22 protein-coding genes are annotated in these 23,170 nt (G+C 70.2%); 4 read left to right on the top strand and 18 right to left on the bottom strand.

The window, feature by feature from the left end; genetic code table 11:
• Window positions 1-41: 41 nt before the first annotated feature.
• The 10 genes from ispG to rpsB all read right to left on the bottom strand — a co-directional run bounded on the left by ispG (window position 42) and on the right by rpsB (window position 10,402).
• Window positions 42-1,223, bottom strand: a complete 1,182-nt coding sequence (gene ispG, locus AXE84_RS09360) for a flavodoxin-dependent (E)-4-hydroxy-3-methylbut-2-enyl-diphosphate synthase (RefSeq protein ID WP_060957684.1) — start codon at window positions 1,221-1,223, stop codon at window positions 42-44.
• Window positions 1,224-1,325: 102 nt separating this feature from the next.
• Entirely contained in the window at window positions 1,326-2,660 is a 1,335-nt protein-coding gene (locus AXE84_RS09355) for a M50 family metallopeptidase (protein WP_060957683.1), read from the bottom strand.
• The gene (dxr, locus tag AXE84_RS09350; protein WP_060957682.1) at window positions 2,657-3,949 is read right to left on the bottom strand and encodes a 1-deoxy-D-xylulose-5-phosphate reductoisomerase; all 1,293 of its coding nucleotides are present in this window, start codon (window positions 3,947-3,949) and stop codon (window positions 2,657-2,659) included. The genes AXE84_RS09355 and dxr overlap by 4 nt, the downstream gene beginning before the upstream one ends.
• Window positions 3,950-3,990: 41 nt before the next feature.
• On the bottom strand, window positions 3,991-4,536 hold the full coding sequence (locus AXE84_RS09345) for a DivIVA domain-containing protein (RefSeq protein WP_003786395.1): 546 nt from the start codon (window positions 4,534-4,536) through the stop codon (window positions 3,991-3,993).
• Window positions 4,533-5,795 carry a 23S rRNA (adenine(2503)-C(2))-methyltransferase RlmN gene (rlmN, locus tag AXE84_RS09340; RefSeq protein ID WP_060957681.1) on the bottom strand — a complete coding sequence of 421 codons (1,263 nt, stop codon included), beginning with the start codon at window positions 5,793-5,795 and terminating at the stop codon, window positions 4,533-4,535. Before rlmN ends, AXE84_RS09345 begins: the two co-directional genes overlap by 4 nt.
• Before the next feature lie 71 nt (window positions 5,796-5,866).
• Window positions 5,867-6,796, bottom strand: coding sequence for a phosphatidate cytidylyltransferase (locus AXE84_RS09335; RefSeq protein WP_060957680.1), 930 nt, complete (start codon window positions 6,794-6,796; stop codon window positions 5,867-5,869).
• 72 nt (window positions 6,797-6,868) lie between these two features.
• Window positions 6,869-7,426: a ribosome recycling factor gene (gene frr, locus AXE84_RS09330; protein WP_003786400.1), complete on the bottom strand. Its 558-nt coding sequence runs from the start codon at window positions 7,424-7,426 to the stop codon at window positions 6,869-6,871.
• Between the two features lie 155 nt (window positions 7,427-7,581).
• Entirely contained in the window at window positions 7,582-8,334 is a 753-nt protein-coding gene (gene pyrH, locus AXE84_RS09325; RefSeq protein ID WP_060957679.1) for a UMP kinase, read from the bottom strand.
• A gap of 270 nt (window positions 8,335-8,604) precedes the next feature.
• Window positions 8,605-9,444 carry a translation elongation factor Ts gene (gene tsf, locus AXE84_RS09320; RefSeq protein ID WP_003786404.1) on the bottom strand — a complete coding sequence of 280 codons (840 nt, stop codon included), beginning with the start codon at window positions 9,442-9,444 and terminating at the stop codon, window positions 8,605-8,607.
• Between the two features lie 109 nt (window positions 9,445-9,553).
• Window positions 9,554-10,402, bottom strand: a complete 849-nt coding sequence (gene rpsB, locus AXE84_RS09315) for a 30S ribosomal protein S2 (protein WP_009747744.1) — start codon at window positions 10,400-10,402, stop codon at window positions 9,554-9,556.
• A gap of 633 nt (window positions 10,403-11,035) precedes the next feature.
• Between rpsB and AXE84_RS09310 the strand changes: the two genes are divergently transcribed.
• Window positions 11,036-11,689 carry a M23 family metallopeptidase gene (locus AXE84_RS09310; RefSeq protein ID WP_236750042.1) on the top strand — a complete coding sequence of 218 codons (654 nt, stop codon included), beginning with the start codon at window positions 11,036-11,038 and terminating at the stop codon, window positions 11,687-11,689.
• 25 nt (window positions 11,690-11,714) lie between these two features.
• Here AXE84_RS09310 and AXE84_RS09305 read toward each other — a convergent pair whose 3' ends face one another.
• On the bottom strand, window positions 11,715-12,638 hold the full coding sequence (locus tag AXE84_RS09305) for a tyrosine recombinase XerC (protein WP_060957677.1): 924 nt from the start codon (window positions 12,636-12,638) through the stop codon (window positions 11,715-11,717).
• 455 nt (window positions 12,639-13,093) lie between these two features.
• Here AXE84_RS09305 and AXE84_RS09300 point away from each other — a divergent pair, with 455 nt between their 5' ends.
• The 3 genes from AXE84_RS09300 to AXE84_RS09290 are packed head-to-tail and all read left to right on the top strand — an operon-like array spanning window position 13,094 to window position 16,349.
• Window positions 13,094-13,459 (top strand): hypothetical protein, encoded by a 366-nt coding sequence (locus tag AXE84_RS09300; RefSeq protein WP_060957676.1) that lies wholly within the window; start codon window positions 13,094-13,096, stop codon window positions 13,457-13,459.
• A complete protein-coding gene (locus AXE84_RS09295; protein ID WP_060957675.1) occupies window positions 13,456-15,084 on the top strand; it encodes an FHA domain-containing protein in 1,629 nt (542 codons plus the stop codon). Before AXE84_RS09300 ends, AXE84_RS09295 begins: the two co-directional genes overlap by 4 nt.
• On the top strand, window positions 15,084-16,349 hold the full coding sequence (locus AXE84_RS09290; RefSeq protein ID WP_060957674.1) for a serine/threonine-protein kinase: 1,266 nt from the start codon (window positions 15,084-15,086) through the stop codon (window positions 16,347-16,349). Before AXE84_RS09295 ends, AXE84_RS09290 begins: the two co-directional genes overlap by 1 nt.
• A 136-nt stretch (window positions 16,350-16,485) precedes the next feature.
• Here the strand turns inward: AXE84_RS09290 and AXE84_RS09285 are convergent, their stop codons facing one another.
• The 7 genes from AXE84_RS09285 to rplS form a co-directional block, all read right to left on the bottom strand.
• Window positions 16,486-17,874: a DNA-processing protein DprA gene (locus AXE84_RS09285; protein ID WP_060957673.1), complete on the bottom strand. Its 1,389-nt coding sequence runs from the start codon at window positions 17,872-17,874 to the stop codon at window positions 16,486-16,488.
• On the bottom strand, window positions 17,871-19,442 hold the full coding sequence (locus AXE84_RS09280; protein ID WP_060957672.1) for a YifB family Mg chelatase-like AAA ATPase: 1,572 nt from the start codon (window positions 19,440-19,442) through the stop codon (window positions 17,871-17,873). Before AXE84_RS09280 ends, AXE84_RS09285 begins: the two co-directional genes overlap by 4 nt.
• Window positions 19,433-19,990 carry a YraN family protein gene (locus AXE84_RS09275; protein ID WP_060957671.1) on the bottom strand — a complete coding sequence of 186 codons (558 nt, stop codon included), beginning with the start codon at window positions 19,988-19,990 and terminating at the stop codon, window positions 19,433-19,435. Before AXE84_RS09275 ends, AXE84_RS09280 begins: the two co-directional genes overlap by 10 nt.
• A gap of 162 nt (window positions 19,991-20,152) precedes the next feature.
• Window positions 20,153-20,461 (bottom strand): DUF2469 domain-containing protein, encoded by a 309-nt coding sequence (locus tag AXE84_RS09270; RefSeq protein ID WP_003781502.1) that lies wholly within the window; start codon window positions 20,459-20,461, stop codon window positions 20,153-20,155.
• Between the two features lie 93 nt (window positions 20,462-20,554).
• Window positions 20,555-21,289 (bottom strand): ribonuclease HII, encoded by a 735-nt coding sequence (locus AXE84_RS09265; protein ID WP_060957670.1) that lies wholly within the window; start codon window positions 21,287-21,289, stop codon window positions 20,555-20,557.
• Window positions 21,286-22,506, bottom strand: coding sequence for a signal peptidase I (gene lepB / locus AXE84_RS09260; RefSeq protein ID WP_060957669.1), 1,221 nt, complete (start codon window positions 22,504-22,506; stop codon window positions 21,286-21,288). The genes AXE84_RS09265 and lepB overlap by 4 nt, the downstream gene beginning before the upstream one ends.
• A 111-nt stretch (window positions 22,507-22,617) precedes the next feature.
• On the bottom strand, window positions 22,618-22,965 hold the full coding sequence (gene rplS, locus AXE84_RS09255; protein ID WP_003786428.1) for a 50S ribosomal protein L19: 348 nt from the start codon (window positions 22,963-22,965) through the stop codon (window positions 22,618-22,620).
• Between the last annotated feature and the right edge of the window lie 205 nt (window positions 22,966-23,170).

Below are 23,170 nucleotides of genomic sequence, written 5' to 3'. Positions count from 1 at the left end.
GGTCTGGGCCGACGCTGGAAGCGCCTGGCCCTCACCGGTCCTCAGCCGGCTGCGGAGACCATGGGGCTGGTGCCGGCCAGGGCCTCCTCCCCGAGCTCCTCGGCCATCTCGGCGGCCATGGCCTCGGCGTGTTTGAGGAGGGTCTCGACGACCTGGTCCTCCGGGACGGTCTCCACGACCTGGCCGCGCACGAAGATCTGGCCCTTGCCGTTGCCCGAGGCGCAGCCCAGGTCCGCCTCGCGGGCCTCGCCGGGGCCGTTGACGACGCAGCCCATGACGGCCACGCGCAGCGGAGCAGTGATGTTCTTGAGCCCGGCCTCGACCTCCTCGGCAAGGGTCCACACATCCACCTGAGCCCGCCCGCAGGAGGGACAGGAGACGATCTCGAGCTGCCGCTCGCGCAGCCCCATGAACTCTAAGAGCTTGGTGCCCACCTTGACCTCCTCAACCGGAGGAGCGGACAGCGAGACCCGGATGGTGTCGCCGATGCCCTCGGCGAGCAGGGTGCCGAAGGCGGCACAGGACTTGATGGTGCCCTGGAAGGCGGGGCCGGCCTCGGTCACGCCCAGGTGCAGGGGCCACTGGCCGGCCTCGGACAGGAGCCGGTAGGCCTGCACCATGGTGACGACGTCGTGGTGCTTGACGGAGATCTTGAAGTCGTGGAAGTCGTTCTCCTCGAAGAGCCCGGCCTCCCAGGTGGCCGACTCCACGAGCGCCTCGGGGGTGGCCTTCCCGTACTTCTTAAGCAGGCGCTTGTCCAAGGAACCGGCGTTGACGCCGATGCGCAGGGAGACGCCGGCGTCGGAGGCGGCTTTGCAGATGTCGGCGACCTGGTCGTCGAACTTGCGGATGTTGCCGGGGTTGACGCGCACCGCGCCGCAGCCGGCCTCGATGGCGGCGAAGACGTACTTGGGGTTGAAGTGGATGTCCGCGATGACGGGGATGCGCGACTGCTTGGCGATGATCGGCAGCGCCTCGGCGTCCTTGTCGGTGGGGCAGGCCACGCGGACGATGTCGCAGCCCGCGGCCGTCAGCTCGGCGATCTGCTGCAGAGTGGCGCCGATGTCGTGAGTCTTCGTGGTGGTCATCGACTGCACGGTGATGGGGGCGTCTCCACCGACGTTAAGGCTGCCGACCCGGATCTTGCGGGTGGGTCGGCGCGCCGCCAGGACCGGGGCCTGGGCACGCATCGTAGGAATGCCAAGAGCGATCGCTTCAGTCACCCGTCCAGTATGTCACCCGCCCCGCCCGGCCCTGCGCCTCAGGTGTGTGGCATCGCTCCCGCCAGTACCGATTTGCTCACGCCCTCCCCGGCCCGGCGGGCCTCACAGCGGCGCGGCGATGTCCACCCACACCAGGACCAGGGCCATGGCGATGAGCAGACCGAAGACGACCTGACCGACCGGCAGCATCCTGGCCGTGTCCACCGGGCCCGGATCGGGCTTACCCTGCACCTTGGCGATCGAGCGCCGGATGCCCTCCCAGCAGGCTCCGAGCACGTGCCCGCCGTCCAGTGGCAGCAGGGGCACCAGGTTGAAGGCAAACAGTGCCAGGTTGAGGCTGCCCAGCAGCATGAGCATGGTGCTCACTCGCATCGACAGGGGGACCGCCCCGCCTCCGGCCACACCGCCGCTGGTGGCGTTTCCGGCCATGCGCCCCATGCCTACCAGGCCCACGACGCCGCTGTCGGCGCTGCGCTGCTCCACGCCCAGCGCCGCCTGAACGGCGTGATAGAGGCCCACCGGAAGGGTGGCGATGGCCTTGACCGTGCCTCCGATGGCCTGCCCGATGATGCCGGGGATCTTGGTGGGGCTCAGGGGAATGGTTCCCAGCGACGGGGAGATGCCGACATAGGGGCGGGCCTGGGTGCGCACCGCCCCGGAGGCGTCCTTGACCGGGGCGCCCTGCGCGTCGCGAACGGTGCGCTGGGCCTCGACCGCGGTGACGCTCACGGTGCGCTCGGCTCCGTCGCGCTCGATGACGACCTCGGTGGGGCTGGTGCCTTGGGCGGCGATCCGGGCCTGCAGCTCCTCCCAGGTGGAGACCTTCACCCCGCCCCAGGAGACGATCCTGTCGCCGACCCGTATGCCGGCGGCGCTGGCGGGGCCGACCGGGTCGGAGTCCTGGCAGGGGGCGCCCGCGTCGATGTCGGACGACACGCAGGGCGCCACGGTCGACAGCGTCGTCGTGCGTCCGGGGATGCCGACCACGCCGACGGCCACGGCCAGCAGCACGATCCCCAGGACCAGGTTGGTGAGGATTCCCCCGGCCATGACGATGAGCTTCTTGGGGACGCTGAGGTGGTAGAAGGCCCGGTGCTCCTCGCCGGGCTGGATCTCCTCCAGGGCCTCGGCGCGAGCCTCGCCCACCATGCCCAGGCTTCCGTCCTTGCGTCGGCGGTCCGGTCTGCCGGGCCTGGCCGGCGGCAGCATGCCGACGAGCTTGACGTAGCCGCCCAGCCAGATGGCCTTGACGCCGTACTCGGTCTCCCCGCGCTTGAACGACCAGATCTTGGGTCCGAAGCCGATGAAGTACTCGGGTACCTTCACACCGAACTTCTTGGCGGGGATCATGTGCCCGAGCTCGTGAAGGGCCACTGAGACACCGATCCCGATGACGAGGATGACGATGCCCAGGATGTAGGCCAGGGTGGTGCTCACGAGTGTGTTCCTCCGTTTCGTGCCGCGATGAGCTCGTCGGCGCGGGCGCGTGCCCAGGTCTCCACGGCCAGGACGTCGTCGAGGCCCGGGCCGGTCAGGCCCTCGTGCTCGCCGACGACGGCCGCATCGATCTCGACGATGTCGAGCCACTCCAGGCCACCGGTGAGGAAGGCGGCGACGGCCTGCTCGTTGGCCGCGTTGAGCACGGCCGGGTGGGTGTCCGAGGCCGCCACGGCGCTGCGGGCCAGGTCGACGGCGGGGAAGGCGGCGACTTCCAGCGGCTCGAAGGTCCAGCTGACCGGTTCGCGCCAGTCGTTGGGAGCCACCAGGCCCGACAAGTCGGGGCGCTCGGGCCAGGTCAGGCCCAGGGCGATGGGCAGGCGCATGTCGGGCGGGGAGGCCTGGGCGATGGTGGCGCCGTCGGTGAACTCAACCATGGAGTGGATGACGGACTGGGGGTGGACGACGACGTCGATCCGCTCGGGTGCCACGTCGAACAGGAGGTGGGCCTCGATGAGCTCGAGCCCCTTGTTGATGAGGGTCGAGGAGTTGATGGTCACCACCGGCCCCATGTCCCAGGTGGGGTGCTTGAGGGCGGCGGCGGCACTGATCCCGGTGAGCTCGGCGCGGCTGCGCCCGCGGAAGGGGCCGCCGGAGGCGGTCAGGACCAGCCGCCTGACCTCGCTGCGTCCGCTGAGGACGGGGCTGGTCAGTCCCTTCTCGTGGCGCCCGCTGGCCAGGGCCTGGGCGATGGCGGAGTGCTCGGAGTCCACGGGGACGATCTGGCCGGGTCGGGTCAGCGCCTGGCGGACCAGGGCGCCCCCGACGACGAGGGACTCCTTGTTGGCCAGGGCCAGGCGGGCTCCGCTGGCCAGGGCGGCCAGTGTGGGCAGCAGTCCCACCGAGCCGGTGATGCCGTTGACGACCGTGTCGCCTGCCCCGAGCTCGGCGGCCTGGACGGCCGTGGTGGCGGCGTCGGGGCCGGTGAGGATGGTGGTGACCGGGTCGGGGCGGCTGGCCTGGACGGCTGCGGCTCTCAGGGCCTGGCGCAGGCGGCCGGCGAGGTCCTCTCCCCCGCCGGTGACGGCCAGGACGGGAACCTCCCAGGTGATGGCCTGGCGGGCCAGGAGCTCCAGGCGCGATCCGCCGGCGGCCAGGGCGGCCACTCGCGGGGCGTGCTCCCCCAGGCGGGAGAGGACCTCGAGCGTCTGGGTGCCGATCGACCCGGTGGATCCCAGGAGGACCAGTCGCTGTGGGTTGTGGGAGGGCGCTGCTGCGTGGCTGGTCATGGGGTTGTGGGTTTCCTCAGGACGGGCTCGACGGGCGTGACTCACTCGACGGACAGGAGGACCTCGACGACGCGCGCCAGGTAACGGTCGACGCTGGGCTCACCGTAGGCCTTGTTCCCCCGGGCGCGGCGGAAGACCGCTCCGCGCACCTCGCTGGAGGTCAGGGTGGTGTCGGAGTCGAAGTAGCCGGCGATACGGTCCATGAGGGCATCGACGTCGGTCTTGTCGTAGCCCTGGCCGGAGGCCGGGGCGAAGCGCTCGCCGGCCGGGCGCAGCAGACGCGGGTAGAGGGTGGTGGCGAGCTGGGTGACCTGGTCCATCCAGGCCTGGCGGCCGTTCTTGGCCACGAAGGCCGCGCGACGGCGCTGGAGGAAGGCGGCCTCGAGCCGGTCGAGGGCGGCGTCCACGGCCTGGGGCTGGTAGCCGCGCAGGACGACGTCGAAGGCGACAGTGCGCACGCCCTCGGAGTCCATCTCGTCGAGCTCACCGGCGTCGTAGATCTCGTGAGCCGTCTCGAAGTAGCGGTCCACCTGCTCGGGGCGGTAGCCCGGTCGCAGGAGCGCTGACTTGGGGAACATGTCGCTCATGTCGTCTTGACCCTCTCCTGGTTGAGTACCTCGGTCGCGAGCTGACCGCAGGCACCGTCGATGTCGCTGCCTCGAGTGTCTCGCACTGTCGTGGTAATTCCGGCACGCCGGAGCGTGTCGACGAACATATCCTGAACCGCAACCTCCGAGCAGGTCCAGATGGACCCCGGAGTGGGGTTGAGCGGGATGGGGTTGACATGGGCCCATCCGGTGTCCCTGCGGTTGAGCTCGTCAGCGAGCAGCTGGGCGCGCCAGGCGTGGTCATTCATGTCCTTGATGAGCGCGTACTCGATGGACACGCGCCGGCCAGTGGCCAGGAAGTAGTCGTGGGCGGCGTCAAGCAGCTCGCCGACCTTCCACTTGGAGTTGACCGGGATGAGCTCGTCGCGCAGCTCGTCGTCGGGGGCGTGCAGGGAGACGGCCAGAGTCACCGGCAGCCCCTCGCCGGCGAGTCGGCGGATGAGGGGGACGAGTCCCACGGTGGAGACGGTGATGCCGCGCGCCGACAGGCCGAAGCCCTCCGGGGCCGGGTCGATGAGCCGATGGAGGGCGCCGACGACGTTCTTGTAGTTGACCATCGGCTCGCCCATGCCCATGAAGACCACGTTGGACAGGCGGGCCGGTCCCCCGGTCAGCTCCCCGGCGGCCGAGGCCTGGGCGGCGTGGCGCACCTGCTCCACAATCTCCCCGGTAGACAGGTTGCGGGTCAGGCCCATCTGGCCGGTGGCGCAGAAGGGGCAAGCCATGCCGCAGCCGGCCTGGGAGGAGACGCACAGGGTGGTGCGCTCCTTGTAGCGCATGAGGACGCTCTCGACGCGTACGCCGTCGTGCAGCTCCCACAGGTGCTTGATGGTGCGCCCGCCGTCAGCGCTCAGGGCGCGTACCGGGGTGATGAGCTCGGGCAGCAACTCGGCGCACAGCTGCTCGCGCTGGGCGGCGGGCAGGTCGGTCATGTCCGCACTGTCGCGGGTGAAGTGCGTGAAGTAGTGGCGTGAGAGCTGGTCGGCCCGGAAGGAGGGCAGGCCCGAGTCCTTACAGGCGGCCTTGCGCCCGGCCAGGTCGAGGTCGGCCAGGTGGCGGGGGGCCTTGCCGCGCGCGGCGGGCACCGCGAAGGACAGGCGCGGTTTGGCGTCGGGGCTGGTGGCGCCCTCCGGGGGCTGGTCGGTGGGCATGACCTGGACCCGGCCGTCATGTGGCCGCCCGGTGATGCTGACGGGCTGCGGGCGCCGGGGGCGCTGCTGTGCTCGTGATGGACTCACGCTCGTGCTCCTCGTGTCCCGGGGCTGGGGAGGGCCGGGCTGGTCGATAGGGGTGGGTGCGGCATGCGTCCCTATTTCACCAGGAGGGTGAAGGCGTAGACAAGTGGAGCGGCCACGAGGATCGAGTCGAGCCGGTCCATGATTCCGCCGTGCCCGGGCAGGAGCGTGCCCATGTCCTTGAGTCCCAGGTCCCGCTTGAGCAGGGACTCCCCCAGGTCGCCCAGGGTGGAGACGATCACGGTGCAGGCGCCCAGTGCGGCCCCGGCCCACCAGGGGCCGCCGATGGCCCAGACGCAGCCGGCACCGGTGGCGACAGCTGCGATGAGGGAGCCCATGAGCCCCTCCCAGGACTTCTTGGGTGAGACCGAGGGCGCCAGGGGGTGACGGCCGAAGGTGATGCCGGCCATCCACCCGCCGGTGTCGTTGGCGGCCGCCAGGGCGATGAGCATCATGACTTTTCCCACTCCGTGCTCCTGTACCAGGAGCAGGACGGCGAAGCCTGCCAGGAAGGGCAGGTAGGTGGCGGCAAAGACCGAGGCGGCCGCGGCGCTGGAGCGCGAGCGGCGGACCTCGTCGTGGGCTTCGGTGCGGGGGATGTCGTGGCCGGCCTGCTCCAGGACGGTGCCGACCTCCGCCTCGGCCTGGTCCATGAAGCTCCACAGGACGCAGGCGCCGACGGTGGCGACGTAGGCCCCGAAGGCCGCCTCCGCTCCCACCTCCCAGGCGCACACGGAGATTCCCAGGGTCCCCAGCCACAGCGGCGCCAGGGGCAGGCGGATGCGTTTGCGGGCGAAGGCCGCCGCCAGCTCCCACAGCGCCCCGCACACGGCCAGGACGACGACGCCCACGAAGATGACCTTGTAGAAGGCCAAGGACCCCAGGACCACGGCGATGAGCACGACCGCCACCCCGATGGCGGCGGGCAGGTTGCGTCCCGCCCGCCCGGTGGCGGGCAGGGGGTCGTGGTTGCGCGTGGGGCGCGGGTTCAGCAGAGGCGACACGGGGCTCACAGGGGTTGACGGGACAGGGCGGGAGGCCGGATGGTGGCGCGGCCGCTCCCGGGACGAGGCGGCTCAGACCTCGAGGAGCTCGGCCTCCTTGGCGCTCAGGGCGGCGTCGATCTGCTCGACGAAGCGCTTGGTGAGGCCGTCGAGCTCGTGCTCGGCGCGCTTGACGTCGTCCTCGCCGGCCTCACCGTCCTTCTTGATGGCCTCGAGCTCCTTCTTGGCCTTGCCGCGGATACCGCGCACCTGGACGCGGGAGTCCTCGGCGCGGGAGCGGGCGAGCTTGACGTAGTCCTTGCGACGCTCCTCGGTCAGTGCCGGCAGGGTGACGCGGATGACGGTGCCGTCATCGGTGGGGTTGACGCCGAGGTCGGACTCGCGGATGGCGGTGACGATGTCCTTCATGGCGGAGCGGTCGAAGGGGCTGACCAGGACGGTGCGGGCCTCGGGGATCGTCAGGGAGGCGAGCTGCTGGAGCGGGGTGGGGGCGCCGTAGTAGTCCACGACGATCCCGTTGAACATCGAGGGGTTGGCGCGGCCGGTGCGGATGGTGGCCAGCTCGCTCTTGGCGGCCTGGAGGGCCTTGTCCATCTTGTCCTCGGCCTCGAGCATGACGTCGTCGATCATGGTGCTTCCTTTACTGGGCGGTCGTGGGTTCGTCAGGTAGTGATCGGCCATCGCGGGGATGGCTGCGGGTTGGGAGGGTGTGCCGGCCGTCTGCGCCGTGGGCGGTCACGGAGCTCGAAGGGGCCCTCGGCGGCCCGTCGGAGCTCGCAGCCGGGTCAGTCGCAGCTGACGAGTGTCCCGATTCTCTCACCCAGCAGGGCGCGGGTGATGTTACCGGGCTCCCCCATGCCGAAGACGCGCATGGTCAGGCCGTTGTCGCGGCACAGGGCGAAGGCGGAGGCGTCGACCACCTGGAGGCCGTCGGCCAGGGCTCGCTCATAGGTGAGCCGGTCCAGGCGCCGGGCATCGGGGTTCTTACGGGGATCGGCGGTGTAGACGCCGTCGACCCCGTTCTTGCCCACGAGCAGCTCATCGCAGTGGGTCTCCAGGGCGCGCTGGGCCGAGACGGTGTCCGTGGAGAAGTAGGGCAGGCCGGCACCGGCGCCGAAGACGACGACGCGGTTCTTCTCCATGTGGCGGATGGCCCGCAGGGGGATGTAGGACTCGGCGACCTGCCCCATGGCGATGGCGGTCTGGACGCGGGCGGGCACCCCGGCCTTCTCAATGAAGTCCTGAAGGGCAAGGGCGTTCATGACGGTTCCCAGCATGCCCATGTAGTCGGCACGGGCGCGGTCCATGCCGCGCGAGGAGAGCTCGGCGCCGCGGAAGAAGTTACCGCCTCCGACGACGACGGAGACCTGGACTCCGGCGCGCACGGCCTCGGCGATCTGGCGGGCGGCGTCGGAGACGACGTCGGGGTCCAGACCTATCGATCCGCCACCGAAGACCTCACCGGAGAGCTTGAGTAGAACACGTCTGGGGTGCGTGCCGTGGGCGACGCGGTCGTCACGAGCCGGTTCCTGACTCATTGCGCTATGTCTCCTGGGTTCGGTGGGCAGGCTTGGCACAGCCTACCCCGTCCGGGCTGGCACCGGGCCACGATGAGCGTCAACCCCGGCGGTCAGGCACACCATGGGGCCGTGCTATGGGACCGTGCCATGGGACCAGGGCCACGAAGAAGACGTGCTCGAGGAGGGCGCCCCGGGGAGCAGACGGTGAGGGATGCCGATGGGTGGGGAGAGAAACGGGGCGGGGGCGCGAGCATGATGCTCGCGCCCCCGCCCCGATCAGTGAGCAGATCAGGCGCCGACGCGGAAGCGCACGAAGCCGGTCAGCTCGCCACCGGTGGCCTCAACGACCTTGCCGACCGTGGTCTTGGGGTCCTTGGCGAAGGCCTGGTCGACCAGGACGTTCTCCTTGAAGAAGCCGTTGAGACGCCCCTCGACGATCTTGGGGATGGCCTTCTCGGGCTTGCCCTCGGCGCGGGTGGTCTCCTCGGCGATGGCGCGCTCCTTGTCCACGACCTCGGCCGGGACGTCCTCACGGGTGGCGTAGGCCGGGGAGTAGGCGGCGATGTGCATGGCGACGTCGTGAGCCACCTCGGCGGCCTTGGCGTCGGTGCCCACCAGGACGCCGACCTGGGCGGGCAGGTCGGGGTTGGTGCGGTGCAGGTAGAGCTCGATCTTGTCGGCCTCGAGGCGGCCGACACGGCGCACGACGATCTTCTCGCCGATGACGGCCTGCATGCCGTCGGTGAGCTCCTTGACGGTGGAGCCGTCGACCTCAACCTCGGCCAGGGCCTCGGCGTCGGTGGCGCCGGAGTCCAGGGCGGCGGTGAGGACCTGCTCGGCGTAGTCGAGGAACTTCTGGTTCTTGGCCACGAAGTCGGTCTCGGCGTTGATCTCGACGAGGACGCCGACCTGGCCGTTGCCGGAGTCGACGACCTTGGCGGCGATGAGGCCGGCGGAGGCGGCGCGGCCCTCGCGCTTGGCAATGCCCTTGAGGCCCTTGACGCGAATGATCTCGATGGCCTTCTCGGCGTCGCCGTTGGCCTCGTCGAGGGCCTTCTTGACGTCGAGCATGCCCGCGCCGGTCTTCTCGCGCAGCGCCTTGATGTCAGCGGTGGTGTAGTTCGCCATGAATGTCTCCTGGTCAGTCAGTGACTAATAGACGTGTGAAAAAGGACGAGTGAGAGGTGCTCACAGCGCGGGGACACCGCGCTGTGAACGAGGTGCTGGGGCGGTGCGCTCAGGCCTGCTCGGCGGCGGGGGCCTCGGCGGTCTCAGCAGCCTCAGCGGCCGGGGCGTCGGCCTCGGCTCCGGCGAGGAGCTGGGCCTCCCACTCGGGCAGCGGCTCGGCGTCGGCGGGGGCGACCTCGGCCTCCTCACCAGTGCGGGCACGGCCGCCGGAGCGGGCCAGCAGGCCCTCGGCAGTGGCGTCTGCGACGACACGGGTCAGCAGGGTGACGGCGCGGATGGCGTCGTCGTTGCCGGGGATGCCGTAGGTGGCCTCGTCCGGGTCGCAGTTGGTGTCCAGGATGGCGATGACCGGAATCCCGAGCTTCTGGGCCTCAGAGATGGCCAGGTGCTCCTTCTTGGTGTCCACAACCCACACTGCCGCGGGGAGCTTGCTCATGTCGCGGATACCGCCCAGGGTGCGCTGGAGCTTGTCCTTCTCGCGGCGCATCATGAGCAGCTCCTTCTTGGTGCGGCCGGAGCCGGCCACGTCGTCGAAGTCGATCTGCTCAAGCTCCTTCATGCGGTCCAGGCGGGCGCGCACGGTGGAGAAGTTGGTGAGCATGCCGCCCAGCCAGCGCTGGTTGACGTAGGGCATGCCGACGCGCTGGGCCTGCTCGGCCACGGCGGCCTGGGCCTGCTTCTTGGTTCCGACGAACAGGATGTTGCCGCCGCGAGCGACGATCTCCTTGACGAAGTCGTAGGCGGTGTTGATGCCCTCAATGGACTGCTGGAGGTCGATGATGTAGATGCCGTTGCGCTCGGTGAGGATGAAGCGCTTCATCTTGGGGTTCCAGCGACGAGTCTGGTGCCCGAAGTGGACACCGCTGTCAAGGAGCTGGCGCATGGTAACGACGGCCATGACGGTCCTTCCGTGTGTGCCGAGAGGTTGCTCGACGCACGATCATTCGGGGGACGGCCGAGCTGCGCCCGGACGCGTCCCAGGGTTCTTCTTCTGGGTTCTTCCCCGTGGTTCCGCACGCTTGCGAACGCGCACCGGAGCCGGTGACCGGCTGGGAGCCGGCGCGGATGGGGCCTGGTGCCTGCGACGCACGGCCACCCGTTCACCGTGGCGAACCGTGATGACCGGGACCGCGACCGTGTCGCCCGGAGGGACGTCCCGAGATGCTCGGGTGCAGGCACGCGAAGTCAGCATTCCGGGCCCGTTTCCCGCTGACGCCGGAGCGATCCGCAGAATGCTGCGGAGGCGAGGCTACCACAGGACTGGACCAGCGGCCGAGGCCGAATCCGCGGTATTCGGAGTCATTCCGGTCACCACAGGCAGCCTTCCTCACGGGGCTTTCCACAGGGCCGACGACGCCCCCGGCGCCGAGGGCCGCTCGGCACGCACTCTGAGGGCATGCAGCCACAGCAGCCTCGGCAAAGCCGCCACTTCCGAGATCCTCGCACGCCCCACTGCCTCGCGGCGCTGGCAACGGCCCTGATCGCCTGCGGCTCACTGGCTGCGCTGCCCGGTGCACCACCGGCTCAGGGCATGAGCACTCTCCCCGGCCCAGCCACCAGCACAGCCGTGACCACGGTTCCGCCTCCGCGGGTCCAGGATCCGTTACTTCCCGATCTCACGGAAAGTGCGCCAGGGCCGGCCGGGGCCGCCCACTGGTTGAGCTCGTCGGCCTCGCTCGTAACGAGCCTTAGCCCCTCCTCCCCGCTCATCAACGGCACGGGAACGGCCGGCCCGGCACTGACGGACCAATCTGCGGGCCCCCGGCGGCCGCGGGGCCGCTACCAGTGGCCGACCGGCGCGCCGGCCACCGTGGTGGAGGACTTCGACCCGCCCGCCGTCGTGTGGGGACGCGGACACCGGGGAGTGGATCTCGCGGCCGCTGAGGGCACGCAGATCCGCAGCGCCGCCGCGGGGACGGTCGCCTTCGCCGGCATGGTGGCCGGGCGCCCCGTGGTGTCCATCGACCACGCCGACGGGATCCGCACCACCTATGAGCCGGTAGAACCGGCCGTCAGCGCGGGTGACTCGGTGGCTGCGGGGCAGGTCATCGGCACCCTGCTGGCGGGGCACCGCTCGGACGGGGTCTGCGCCCTGCACTGGGGGGCGCGCACCGGCCCCAAGACGTACATCAACCCGCTGCGCCTGCTGCAACCTGCCGTCATCCGTCTCAAGCCCCTTCAATGAGAACGCAGCCCCACACGGGCTCCGCTCAGGCGCGGGGGAAGGCCTGATCGTAGACGCTGCGCAGGCGCTCAGCCGAGACGTGGGTGTAGCGCTGGGTGGTGGCCAGGGAGGAGTGGCCGAGGAGCTCTTGGACGCTGCGCAGGTCCGCTCCCCCGCCCAGGACGTGGGTGGCGGTGCTGTGCCGCAGTCCGTGGGGGCCCAGGTCGGGCACCTGGGCGGCCGCGCACAGGCGGTGGACGACGTCGCGCACCGCCCGGGGATCGATGCGTCGCCCCCGCGCCCCGAGGAAGAGGGCGCCTCCCGCATCGTCGGCGCAGATCTCACCGCGCCGATGCAGCCATGCCTCCAGCGCCTTGGCGGCGGGCAGCCCGTATGGGACGGTCCGTTCCTTACGGCCCTTCCCCAGGACTCGCAGGGTCCGTTGGGAGTGGTCGAGGTCGGCGACATCCAGGCCGACGAGCTCGGAGACCCGCACTCCGGTCGCGTAGAGCGTCTCGATGATGGCCAGGTCACGCACGGCCAGGACGTGCCCGTCAGAGGCGAGGTCCGAGGCGGTCTTGAGCAGCTGCGAGGCCTGCTGAGGCGTCAGCACTCCGGGCAGGCGGTTGTCGACGCGGGGCGCGCGCAGACGCGCGGCGACGTCGGAGGTGAGCAGTCCCGTCTCGAAGGCCCAGGAGGAGAAGGTCCTCACCGAGGCCGAGCGCCGGGCCAGGGTGGCGCGCGAGTGACCGCTCGCGGCCATCGCGGCGAGCCAGTCCCGCAGGTCCGCCAGGTCGAGGGTGGCCAGGGCGGTATCGACGGGCTCGGCATCGCCCTCACCGACGCCGAGAAAGCTCAGCAGGTCGTTGATGTCGACGAGATAGGCGCGCACGGTGTGCCCGGACAGGTCCCGCTGCAGGGCCAGGTAGCTGCGGTAGGAGTCGAGCAGATCGGCGCGCGTCCTCGGCATGTGCTCTCTCCTCCCTGCTGGCGACAAGAACACCTGAAGACTACGGCGCCGGGACGGGCCCTCCACGGAATACGCGCCGCAGGCATCGGCAGCGCACGGCCCGGTGACGCCGCTCTGACGGGCCCCGGCTCTGCCCGAGCACGAGGGTCTCGGCGACGCCCTCGCCACTAACCACCTCCGCCTCAGATCACTATCTCCGCCGGACAGACAATCGCCACCTTGATTCAACGCACAATCTCACCACTCAAATCACAAGTTCATAACAACCATCCAGGTGGCACTACGGATACCAACCTCCCCTTCTCCTTGATCCCAACGAAAAACCCATCTTTCCTCTGTGTTTCCCCACATTCGGAGCATTTGTTGCCGTCCAACGAGGAAGTTAAAATCTTGGTCGTTCTGACGAACTCCATCCCTTCCTGGCTCATCCCTATTTCCTGCTGGAGCGCAGCACTGTGAAACGGTTCTCCAGGCGCGGCGTCCACGTCGGCGTCATCGCGGTCCTGACCGCTGCCGCTCTGGTCGCCGTCGTCCTGCACCCGGGGATGGTCACCCATGTTGTCGATCTTCATGGTGGTGGAGTGCGGGCGACCAACGGGAAGATGGCGATGGTCGCCCACCTCAGCTACTGCTCGCAGACGCTCAACAGGGGCCTGCGCACCTCCTCGACGAGCTTCGACGTCGACCAGTCCAGCTCCCAGGTCGTCATGTCCGACGCCTCCTCGGACACCTATACGCAGATTGACGACATCACGCCGCCCCGGGCCACCGGCTCCGGCTCCACCGTCCCCACCCTCGTCTCCAGGAGGTTTCGTCCATGAACATGCTGACACGCTGGGTACCCGGCGACATCCTGGTCGCCGTCGGGGACGGCGGCGTTCTCGCCCTCGACGGGAGCGCACAGGCGATGGAAGCGATGTGGACCGAGCTCGGTGAGCACCGCTGCCTCGGCGACCTGCTCAAAAGCCTGAGCCGGCTGCACGACAACGAGGTCTTCACCCTCCCCGACTTCCTCATGATGGCCATCGACGGCCAGGAGCTGCGAGTGGCCGCCCGAGGCCGCTTCTGCCTCCACCTGGACACTGCCGAAGGCGAGCGCAGCTTCAGTGCCTCCGAGGTCGTCGTGTGGGAGGAGTCCCGCTATGAGCGGGTCAACCAGTGCATCCTCGAGCTCACCCCGGCCACCAGACACCCAGCCGGTCCCGAAGGGCTCGACGAGTTCCTCCCCCTGCGCTCGGGGATCGTCCGAGCCTCGCAGCTGCACATCGGCTTCGGAGACCACCAGCTCCCACTATCCTCACCGGCTCAGACCGGCGCTCACGGGGGTCAGGGGGCACCGCAACCATCGGCGGCCCAGGAGATCCTCCAACAGGCTCAGGCCGACGGCGCCCCCGAGCGGGACGACCCACCGCCGTCGTCATCGCTACCTGCGAGGCAGGAGCAGGGCAAGGCCGCCTACCAGTCCCGCCCCGATCCCGGACAGACGCTGGAACCGCAGTCCATGGGCCCGATGGACAGTGCGGGCTCCCCGCAGGGGACCGGGGCGGGGGATCCGGCCGCGGTGCTGGGACCCAACGACGTTCCGGCGGCCGAGGCCGCAGCCCCGCAGGCGCATGGACAGCAGGCCCAGGACGACAAGGCCGGTCGTCTTGTTGAGCGCACGATGATGCAGGGGGCCGAGGCGGCCGTCGGCCCGGCCTCCTCTCAGGACATGGATCCGTTGGCCCGGCTCGCCGCAGGGCCCGGACGTCACCGGGCCTCCCCTCTGGGCGAGAGCGCCTCCGGCCGACACTCGTCACAGGCCGCTGAGCCGCTCCCGGCTCAGCGGCAGGCCCCGGACGGCGGCGCAGATGCAGCGTCCCCGAATGGCTCAGCGCCCTCGGGCGCGCAGGGCAAGCACGACGGGCGCACCGTCGCGGCTGTAGGACTTCATGCCGCCAGGAACGCACTAGGCGGGCAGACCGGGCTCGACGAGCCCTCCGGCACCGGCCCCAGCGTGATGGCCATCTTCTGCGAGGCGGGGCACCCCAATCCGGTGCACGCCTCCTCGTGCCGCGAGTGCGACAGCACCATCACCTCCAGGACCGGCCAGGTCGAGCGACCGGTCCTGGGCGTTCTGCGTGTCTCCTCAGGCGCCACGGCGATCCTGGACAGTGATGTCATCATCGGCCGACTGCCCCAGGGCACGAGCAGCACCGCCGCTCAGCGCCCCCGCCTGCTGACCGTCCCCAGCCCGGGCAAGGCGATCTCGAAGACTCACTGCGCCGTGAGGGTCGAAGGCTGGGACATGCGCGTGGAGGACCTGGGCTCCACCAACGGGACCTTCCTGCTGCGCGCCGGGGAGGAGCCCCGCCGCGTGCCCGAGCACCAGCAGCTTCTCCTGCGCGCCGGCGACATCATCGACATCGGTGATGGCACCACCCTGACAGTGGAGCGTGAGGCGTGATGTCCTCCCCGAGCTCCGCCCAGCAGGGACCGCCGATCCCCGGAGCCAGCCCCAAGCGCCTCCTGGGCGCCGGGGGCTTCGCCGATGTCTTCCTGTATGAGCAGCGGGTGCCGCGCCGCGACGTGGCGGTGAAGATCCTGCGGCCAGGAGGCAGCCAGCGAGACCACCACCGGTTCACCACCGAGGCGGACCTCATGGCCCGTCTGTCATCGCACCCCTCCATCGTGTCGCTCTATGGGGCCGGGACGGTGGAGGAAGAGCGCAGCTACCTCATCATGGAGTACTGTCCCCCTCCCCACCTGGGCAAGCTGGCCGCCTCGCAGCCCTTGTCCCTCACACGCGCCCTGGAGATCGGTATCCAGCTGGCGGGCGCGGTGGAGACCATTCACCGGGTCGGCTACCTCCACCGCGACATCAAGCCTGCCAGCATCCTGCTCACCCCCTTCGGGCGTCCGGTGCTCGGCGACTTCGGGATCGCCGCGCCCATCGGGCTCAGCATCGAGAAGGACGAGTTCGGAGGGGCGTCCCCGCCGTGGGCCTCACCCGAGCAGCAGCTCGACCGGGAGAGCCTGACTCCGGCCTCGGATGTCTACGCCCTGGCCGCGACCATCTACACGCTGCTGGCGGGACGCTCACCCCACGTCGATGTCTCAGGAGCCGACCGCAACGACCAGCTCTCGATGATCGACCGAGTGCTCCACCGACAAATCCCCCCGATCGGGCGACACGACATACCCGAGCAGCTCGAGCGGATCCTGGCCATGGCGATGGCCACGTCTCCCCGCGCACGGTATGCCAGCGCCGTCGCCCTGGCTCGGGCGCTGCAACAGGTACAGACCGACCTGTGCATGACCATCACCCAGCTCGATGTCATGGAGGAGGCGTCCGGACGACACACGAGCGGGAACCGGAACCAGGACTCCACGATGCTGCGGCCGGCCGTCATAGTGGACCCGGACGGGCCGACCGGAGCCGTGCCCGCCGCACACCGGCACGACGACGCCGCCACGACCTTCGCGCCTCGTCGTGTCAAGGCCCAGCCCACCGGCTCCGCCTCGCTGTGCGACCGTCCCCGGCCCGGTTCCGCTCTCCCGCCCCAGGGCGATGAGGCCGAGGTCGCGAGAGACGACCCGGGCTCGCAGGAGGCCGAGGCGGGCCTGCAGCGGCGGCACAGCCGCCCGTCGGGGCGAGCCGTGGCCGTCACCGTGGTGGGCGCCGCCGTCATGGTCTGCCTAAGCGCGATCGGAGTGTGGTCGTTGCTGTGAATGGAAGAAGGAGCGATCATGACGAGTTCACCCGCCGAGCCCTGGCTCAGGCGCACCGGAGCATGTCGCTCGCATGCCTCACAAGGGTGGGGCAGGACCTGTCCATCATGGTCCCGCCGTCGTGGCAGGGCACTCTTCAGTCCCGACCACCTGAGCGCTTTGAGCAGCGTCGCCTCCAGCCGGAGGCGGTGCGTTCCACCTTCCCTGAGAGCTCCAGGATCCCCAGTGCCGAGGTGGTCTCCTTCGGGGACAGCCCGGAGGAGCGGACGATGGAGTCGGTACTCGCCGCGGCCCGGGCCGGCATGGCGTCCAGGACGAGGGAGGCGGCCGGGTCCAGGCCGTCAAGGAGCCCACCGCCTCTCAGCTCGGGGTCCTGCTCCTTGGCAGCGTCCGCATCGACAGTACCCAGGGGCGTCAGCAGCTCCAGGGCGTCGTCGGTGTCGGTGATGCATACCGCTCCCTTGCGCAGAAGCCGGTGGCATCCGACTGAGGACATGGAGGTCACGGGGCCGGGAACGGCGCCCACCTGCCTGCCCAGCTCGAGGGCGCGGTGGGCGGTGGACAGGGCGCCCGATCGCCAGGCCGCCTCCACCACGATCGTGGCCTGGGAGATCGCCGCGATGACGCGGTTGCGTGAGACGAACCGATGGCGGCCCGGCTGACAGCCCGGTGGCACCTCCGCCACCAGGGCCCCGGAAGCGATGACTGCCTCCAGAACCCCGGCGTTTCCCGCCGGGTAGAGGCGGTCCACTCCCCCGGCGGAGACCGACACGGTTGGTCCCTCCCGCAGTGCCCCGCGGTGGGCGCAGGCATCGATGCCGAAGGCTCCCCCGGAGACGATGAGGCCACCTTGGGCCGTCACCCCTGAGGCCAGGGAGGTGGCGACACTCTCACCGTAGCGGGTGGAGGCCCGGGCCCCCACCAGTGCCAGGCACAGTCCGCTGGCCGGTCCCACCGGCATCCGCTGCTCACGTACCGGCTGACCGGCCCCCGCGACACGTGGAGCGTCATCGTCTCCGACGGCCCCGGGCTGACCGCCGTCGAGGTCCTTGTCCCTCAGGTCTGCGGCGTTGACCAGCAGCGATGGGTCTCCGCGCACCCACAGGCAGAAGGGCGGGCGCTCGAGCTCGTCGAGTCCCGGTGGCCACCAGGGCTCTCCCGGGAGGATGAGGCTCCCACCCAGGCGGTCAAGCACATCGAGCTCGCGGCGGATATCGAGTCCCTCCAGGCGCGGCGCCCACCGGGCGGCGACCTGGGCCCAGCAGGCGCCGATATCGGCTGAGCCGGGCATCCCCGGGGGTGGCTGTGGCACCGGCGGGCGTGGGGAGCTGCGCACCTGCCCGGAGGGGTCGATGGCCTCCTCCAGCAGCCACCTCAGGGCAGGACCCGGCCCGAGCCGGCCCACCACCATGGCTGCGGTGGCGTTGTCAGGCTCGGCCAGGCGGGACCAGGTTGCACGTGCCAGCGCCGGATCGTCGACGTCGTAGGGCAGTGCCATGGGTGTCATGGGTGTCATGGGCGTCATGGCCGCACTCCTGAGGTTCTCAGGGCCAGGGCGGTCCCGATGTGGGCAAGGGCGAGGGTCTTGACCCCCTCGAGGTCGGCGAGGGTCCAGGCCAGTCTGAGGACCCGGTCCACCCCGCGCAGGGAGAGGTCACCGCGTTCGAGGGCGGTCATGAGCCGGCGGCTGAGCGGAGCGCTGAGTCCTCCGTCGGGGCCTCTGAGGTAGGAGCCGGGTACCTCGGCGTTGAGACGCCACGGGGTGCCGGCCAGTCTGCGCTCCGCGGCTCGTCGGGCGTGCAGGACGCGCTGCGCCACCTCAGCGCTGGACTCTCCCTGACCGGTAGACGCGAGGTCGGCTGCGCTGACGGCACTGACCTCGACCTGGATGTCGACCCGGTCCAGCAGTGGACCGGACAGGCGTGAGAAGTAGCGCCGCCGCTGCAGGGAGGTGCAGGTGCACTCCAGGCCCCGGCCGCCGGCCTTGCCGCAGGGGCAGGGGTTGGCGGCCAGGATGAGCTGGAAGGCGGCCGGGTAGCTGGCGCGCCCACCCACCCGGTCGATGGTGACCACTCCCGACTCCAGCGGCTGGCGCAGGCAGTCCAGGACGCCGGCGCTGAACTCGGGGGCCTCGTCGAGGAAGAGCACGCCGCGGTGAGCCAGGGAGACGTCCCCGGGGCGGGGCAGGCCGGAGCCTCCCCCGACGACGGCGGCCCGGGTCGCCGTGTGGTGCGGCGCGCGCAACGGAGGCCGGGTGATGAGTCCGCGGGCGGGGTCGAAGATGCCGGCCACGGAGTGCAGGGAGGTGACCGTCACAGCATCGGCCTGCTCCAGGGGCGGCAGGATCGAGGGGAGCCTTTCAGCGAGCATGGTCTTTCCCGTCCCCGGAGGCCCCACCATGAGAAGGTGATGGCCCCCGGCGGCGGCAACCTCAAGGGCCTGGCGGGCATCATGCTGTCCGACGACGTCGGCCAGGTCCGGCAGCTCGGCATCCCACGGCGGGGTCGTGGGGGCATCGTCTGTGGCGGCCTCGGCGATCTGCTCCAGTGCGGCGACCACGGCAGCGCTCAGGCGTCCTCCGTAGCGCTCGACGAGCTGGCCGATGTGCCTGACGGCGGTGACGCAGGCGCCGGGGACGAGCTCGGCCTCGGCCGCGGCCTCCTGGGCGACGACGATCTCCTCCACACCGGCGGCCACCGCGGCCTGGACGCTGGGCAGGACGCCGCGCACCGAGTGCACGGAGCCGTCCAGCCCGAGCTCGCCGATGTAGACGGTCCGGCCCAGGATGCCGGCCGCGCTCCGTCCGAGCCAACCGCGGGCCCCCAGGACGGCCAGGGCCAGAGCCAGGTCCAGCCCGGTCCCGGTCTTGCGCAGGTCCGCCGGGGAGAGGTTGACGGTCAGGCGCTGCTCGCCCCAGGTGACGCCGCAGGTGCTCAACGCGGCCCGGACGCGCTCGCGCGACTCACGCACGGCGGCGTCGGGCAGGCCCACGAGGGTGAATCCGGGCAGGCCTTGGGCGGCATGAGCCTCGACCTCAACGATGTGTCCGGCCAGCCCGGTCAGCGTGACAGCGAGTGTGCGAGCTAGCCCCATGACGCATCCACCGCCCGGTGGTGGCGCAGCAGCGCAGGACGCGCGTCGCGCAGGAGGATGGAGACCACGTCCAGTCGCATCCCGGCGTGCGGCGGGGTTTCATGGGTGCTCGCCCAGGCGGCCGCCAGGGCCCGCAGCCGGGCGACCTTGCGGGCGTCGACCGCGGCGGCCGGCGGTCCCTGGCGCAGGGAGCTGCGGGTCTTGACCTCGACGATGACGAGCCTCGGTCCTGTCCGCCCCTGAGCTGGGTCGGCGACGGACTCACTGCCCGGCTCACGGTGCGCGTGACCGGGTTCCAGGGCGATGATGTCGAGCTCTCCGCGCAGGCCGTGGTCCGGACGCCAGTTGCGCTCCAGGACCTGCCAGCCGATGTCCTCCAGGTAGGTGGCGGCAAGATCCTCTCCACGCCGTCCGGTGCTCTGGCGGGACGCCCCTGCGCGGACAGCTCCTGCGCCTCCCGGGCCCTGGAATGGCGGCGTGAGCGCGTGATCGCCGCACCTGGCTGCGATCACCGTTCGTCCCCTTGTGGCTACGACCTGGTCGGTCATCCCGATCACCTCCGCCACTAGCGTGAGGCCCGATCAGCCGGTGCGCGCCATGGCCCGATCGGCTCTGTGGAAGGCGCTGTCAGAAGACGCGCTGTGGCCCCCGGCGAGCGGGAGCGACGAGCGGAACGGAGCCGTCAGAGGCGACGCAGCATGGGAGGGAGGCTAGGAGGAGGGGATGTCCATCTCGAGCTTGGTGAGCTCCTCGACGTTGACGTCCTTGAAGGTGACGACGTGGACGGACTTGACGAACCGGGAGGCCCGGTAGATGTCCCACACCCAGGCGTCCTCGAGGGTGAGCTCGAAGAAGACCTCCCCGCCGCTGGTGCGTACCTGGACGTCAACGGCATTGGCCAGGTAGAACCGCCGTTCAGTCTCCACCACGTAGGAGAACAGGGAGGCGACATCGCGGTACTCCCGGTACAGCGAGAGCTCCAGCTCGTTCTCATAGGACTCGAGGTCTTCTGCGCTCACCGGGCCATCATGCCTGCCCGCAGCCTCTGGAGGCGGCAGGCAGCCGGGGCGAGTCGGCCCTGCCCGAGAGTCGCCCCGGGCCTGGCGGCCGCGTCAGACGGCGCCTCGGTCATGGTGCTGATCCAGGCCGGGCAGGTGCCAGCTGCGTCGATGCTGGTCACTGGCCCCCAGGGCAGTGATTCCCCGGACGTGGGCCGGTGAGGCATAGCCCTTGTTGGACGCCCACCCGTAGCCCGGGTCGTCAAGATCGGCCATGAGGCGGTCACGTTCGCCCTTGGCCAGAACACTGGCCGCGGCGACGACGGCGCATCGGGCGTCGGCCTTGACCTCCATGTGAACCGGAGGGGTGGAGGGAACCTCAGCGGGCACCGGAGCAGTCTCGGGGACATGAGCCCCCTCCAGGGCGGTGAGCAGGTCGGGCTGGGGGGCGGTGAGCCAGTCGGCCACGCCGTCGAGGATGATGATTCGGGGGGCGTGACCGCGATCTGCGACCTGCTGCAGGGCCCGCAAGCCCGCCATCCTCAAGGCCGCGACGATGCCGTGCTCATCGATCTCAGCGGGTGAGGCGTGGGCGACGGCGTGGTCCACCAACCAGCCGCGCACGGGCTCGATCAGGCCGGTGCGCGCCCGGGCCGTCAGCTGCTTGGAGTCGGCGAGCCCCGTGGGGAAGTCGTCATCGGTGCGCCGCGACACGATCGCCAGCCCGACACTGACCGGTCCGGCCAGAGCGCCGCGACCGACCTCGTCCAGGCCGCCGACGTAGTCGTGGCTCTCCAGCAGGGCCTTCTCCAGACGCCGGTCAGGACGGGTACGTCCCCGAGGGCTCACCTCGTTCCCCCTGGAGGCTGCCCCTGGTCGGCCATGCCGCCGTAAGTGTCCGGGCCATCGGCCAACCCGCCGGTCGTGGGCTGTGGGGCCTCGTCGTTGCTGTGCCCCTCTCCCACAGCGCCTGCATCCTCGGAGTCCCTGCCCTCGGGGACCGGGGAGGGTGCTTCCTCCTCGGAAGCCGTCTCCCCGTCGCTCGCCGGAGCAGGGGGAGGCGAGGGCCGCGCAGACGGCGTCGTCTCTTGCGCCGGGACGTCTGAGAAAGCGCTCTCCCCTCCTCCCAGAAGCCCCCAGCGACTCAGGTGCGTCCACTGGAAGACCACCTTGGCCACCCCGACCACGTTCTTGAGTGGCACGAAGCCTCCGTGGGCGTCGTCGCGGTGGTAGCGGGAGTCGGCCGAGTTGGAGCGGTTGTCCCCCATGACCCACACATAGCCCTGGGGGACGGTGACATCGAAGGAGGTCAGGGACGAGGACTGACCATCCTTGACGTAGGGCTCCTTGATCGCGACGCCGTTGACGGTCAGGGTTCCCTTCCCGTCGGCGACCACATGGTCGCCACCGACACCGATGACCCGTTTGACGAGGTGATGGCCGGTGTTCTCCGGCAGAAGGTTCACTAAGACCTTGAGCCTCTGGGTGGCGCCGCGCAGCCCCGTCGGTTCCTTGACGTGAAGCCAGTCATCAGGATCGGAGAAGACGATGACGTCACCCCGTTCGACGTTGTCGGAGCCGTACATGGGGACTGCGACCTTGTCCCCGTCCCGCAGGGTGCGTTCCATGGAGCCCGAGGGGATCTCGTAGATCTGGACGACGTAGGCCCGCAGGAGCGCCGGTACCAGAATGACGACGGCGACGACGAGCACCAGCCTGATGACCCGCTGATACAGGGGACTGGTTTGCGGCGGGGGGATGGCGGGGGCCACCTGCCGGCGGGGCTGGATGGAGGGAGGCAGCTCGGTGAGCTCCTCATCGGGCTCAGGCTCAGCGTCGGGGTCGATGAACGGGTCGTAGTCCCACTCGTCGCTGTCATCGACCGGAGCCGGCTTGGGAGCCTCGCCGGCGATCTCAGCAGCCGGGCGGTTCTCCTGGGGGGAGTCCGCTGACGGGGATGTGCAGGCCGGTGTGATCGCGGACCTGGAGGTTCGACCGATCTGAGAGGGATCGGCCTGCTTCAGGTCCAGCCCGACGTCGTCGGTCCCGTCCTGCACCGGTCTCACCGTGCTCCTTCCCCGGAATAGATGGACGTGGGTCCACCGCTGCACGGCGGTGGGAGATGGCGAGCGCCCGGAACCCGTGGGCTCCGGGCGCCACCTGGAGAGTGCAGGCGCTCAGTCCTCGCGACGCTCCTTGATCTTGGCAGCCTTACCGCGCAGGTTGCGCAGGTAGTACAGCTTGGCACGGCGGACCTGGCCCCGGGTGACGACCTCGATCTTCTCGATGGAGGGCGTGTGGACGGGGAAGGTGCGCTCGACACCGACGCCGAAGGAGACCTTGCGGATGGTGAAGGTCTCCGAGACGCCGCCGCCCTGGCGCGCGATGACGACGCCCTGGAAGACCTGGACGCGGGTACGCGATCCCTCAACGACCTTGACGTGGACCTTGAGAGTGTCCCCAGGACGGAAGGAGGGGATGTCGTCGCGCAGTGATGCGGCGTTGATCTCGTCGATCAGGTTCATGTTTCTCTCCACACCCGTGCCACTGGTCAGGAGTGCTGGTTCGGCGGCGCCGCGCCGTAGGGGGCAGCGCCGGAGGTGGACGCCCCTGGGCTCCTTCGCAGCGGCCGCCTCCCCAGTGGCAGAGAGGCCGCAGGACCCAAGTGCCCGCTCAGTTTGCCACAGCCTCAGTCCACGGACGAGTGCGTCAGCCTCGACGTGCCTGAGT

The sequence above is a fragment of the Actinomyces oris genome (genome assembly GCF_001553935.1).
Taxonomy (GTDB): domain Bacteria; phylum Actinomycetota; class Actinomycetes; order Actinomycetales; family Actinomycetaceae; genus Actinomyces; species Actinomyces oris_A.
Note: the sequence above shows the minus strand (reverse complement) of the source record. Positions and strands in the feature narration are given on the sequence as shown.

Coding starts and splice junctions, on each gene's coding strand:
- dxr (WP_060957682.1), bottom strand. CDS start 3,949: ATGACCAGCCACGCAGCAGCGCCCTCCCACAACCCACAGCGACTGGTC.
- AXE84_RS09345 (WP_003786395.1), bottom strand. CDS start 4,536: ATGAGCGACATGTTCCCCAAGTCAGCGCTCCTGCGACCGGGCTACCGC.
- frr (WP_003786400.1), bottom strand. CDS start 7,426: ATGATCGACGACGTCATGCTCGAGGCCGAGGACAAGATGGACAAGGCC.
- pyrH (WP_060957679.1), bottom strand. CDS start 8,334: ATGAGTCAGGAACCGGCTCGTGACGACCGCGTCGCCCACGGCACGCAC.
- tsf (WP_003786404.1), bottom strand. CDS start 9,444: ATGGCGAACTACACCACCGCTGACATCAAGGCGCTGCGCGAGAAGACC.
- rpsB (WP_009747744.1), bottom strand. CDS start 10,402: ATGGCCGTCGTTACCATGCGCCAGCTCCTTGACAGCGGTGTCCACTTC.
- AXE84_RS09310 (WP_236750042.1), top strand. CDS start 11,036: ATGAGCACTCTCCCCGGCCCAGCCACCAGCACAGCCGTGACCACGGTT.
- AXE84_RS09305 (WP_060957677.1), bottom strand. CDS start 12,638: ATGCCGAGGACGCGCGCCGATCTGCTCGACTCCTACCGCAGCTACCTG.
- AXE84_RS09295 (WP_060957675.1), top strand. CDS start 13,456: ATGAACATGCTGACACGCTGGGTACCCGGCGACATCCTGGTCGCCGTC.
- AXE84_RS09290 (WP_060957674.1), top strand. CDS start 15,084: ATGTCCTCCCCGAGCTCCGCCCAGCAGGGACCGCCGATCCCCGGAGCC.
- AXE84_RS09285 (WP_060957673.1), bottom strand. CDS start 17,874: ATGACGCCCATGACACCCATGACACCCATGGCACTGCCCTACGACGTC.
- AXE84_RS09280 (WP_060957672.1), bottom strand. CDS start 19,442: ATGGGGCTAGCTCGCACACTCGCTGTCACGCTGACCGGGCTGGCCGGA.
- AXE84_RS09275 (WP_060957671.1), bottom strand. CDS start 19,990: ATGACCGACCAGGTCGTAGCCACAAGGGGACGAACGGTGATCGCAGCC.
- rplS (WP_003786428.1), bottom strand. CDS start 22,965: ATGAACCTGATCGACGAGATCAACGCCGCATCACTGCGCGACGACATC.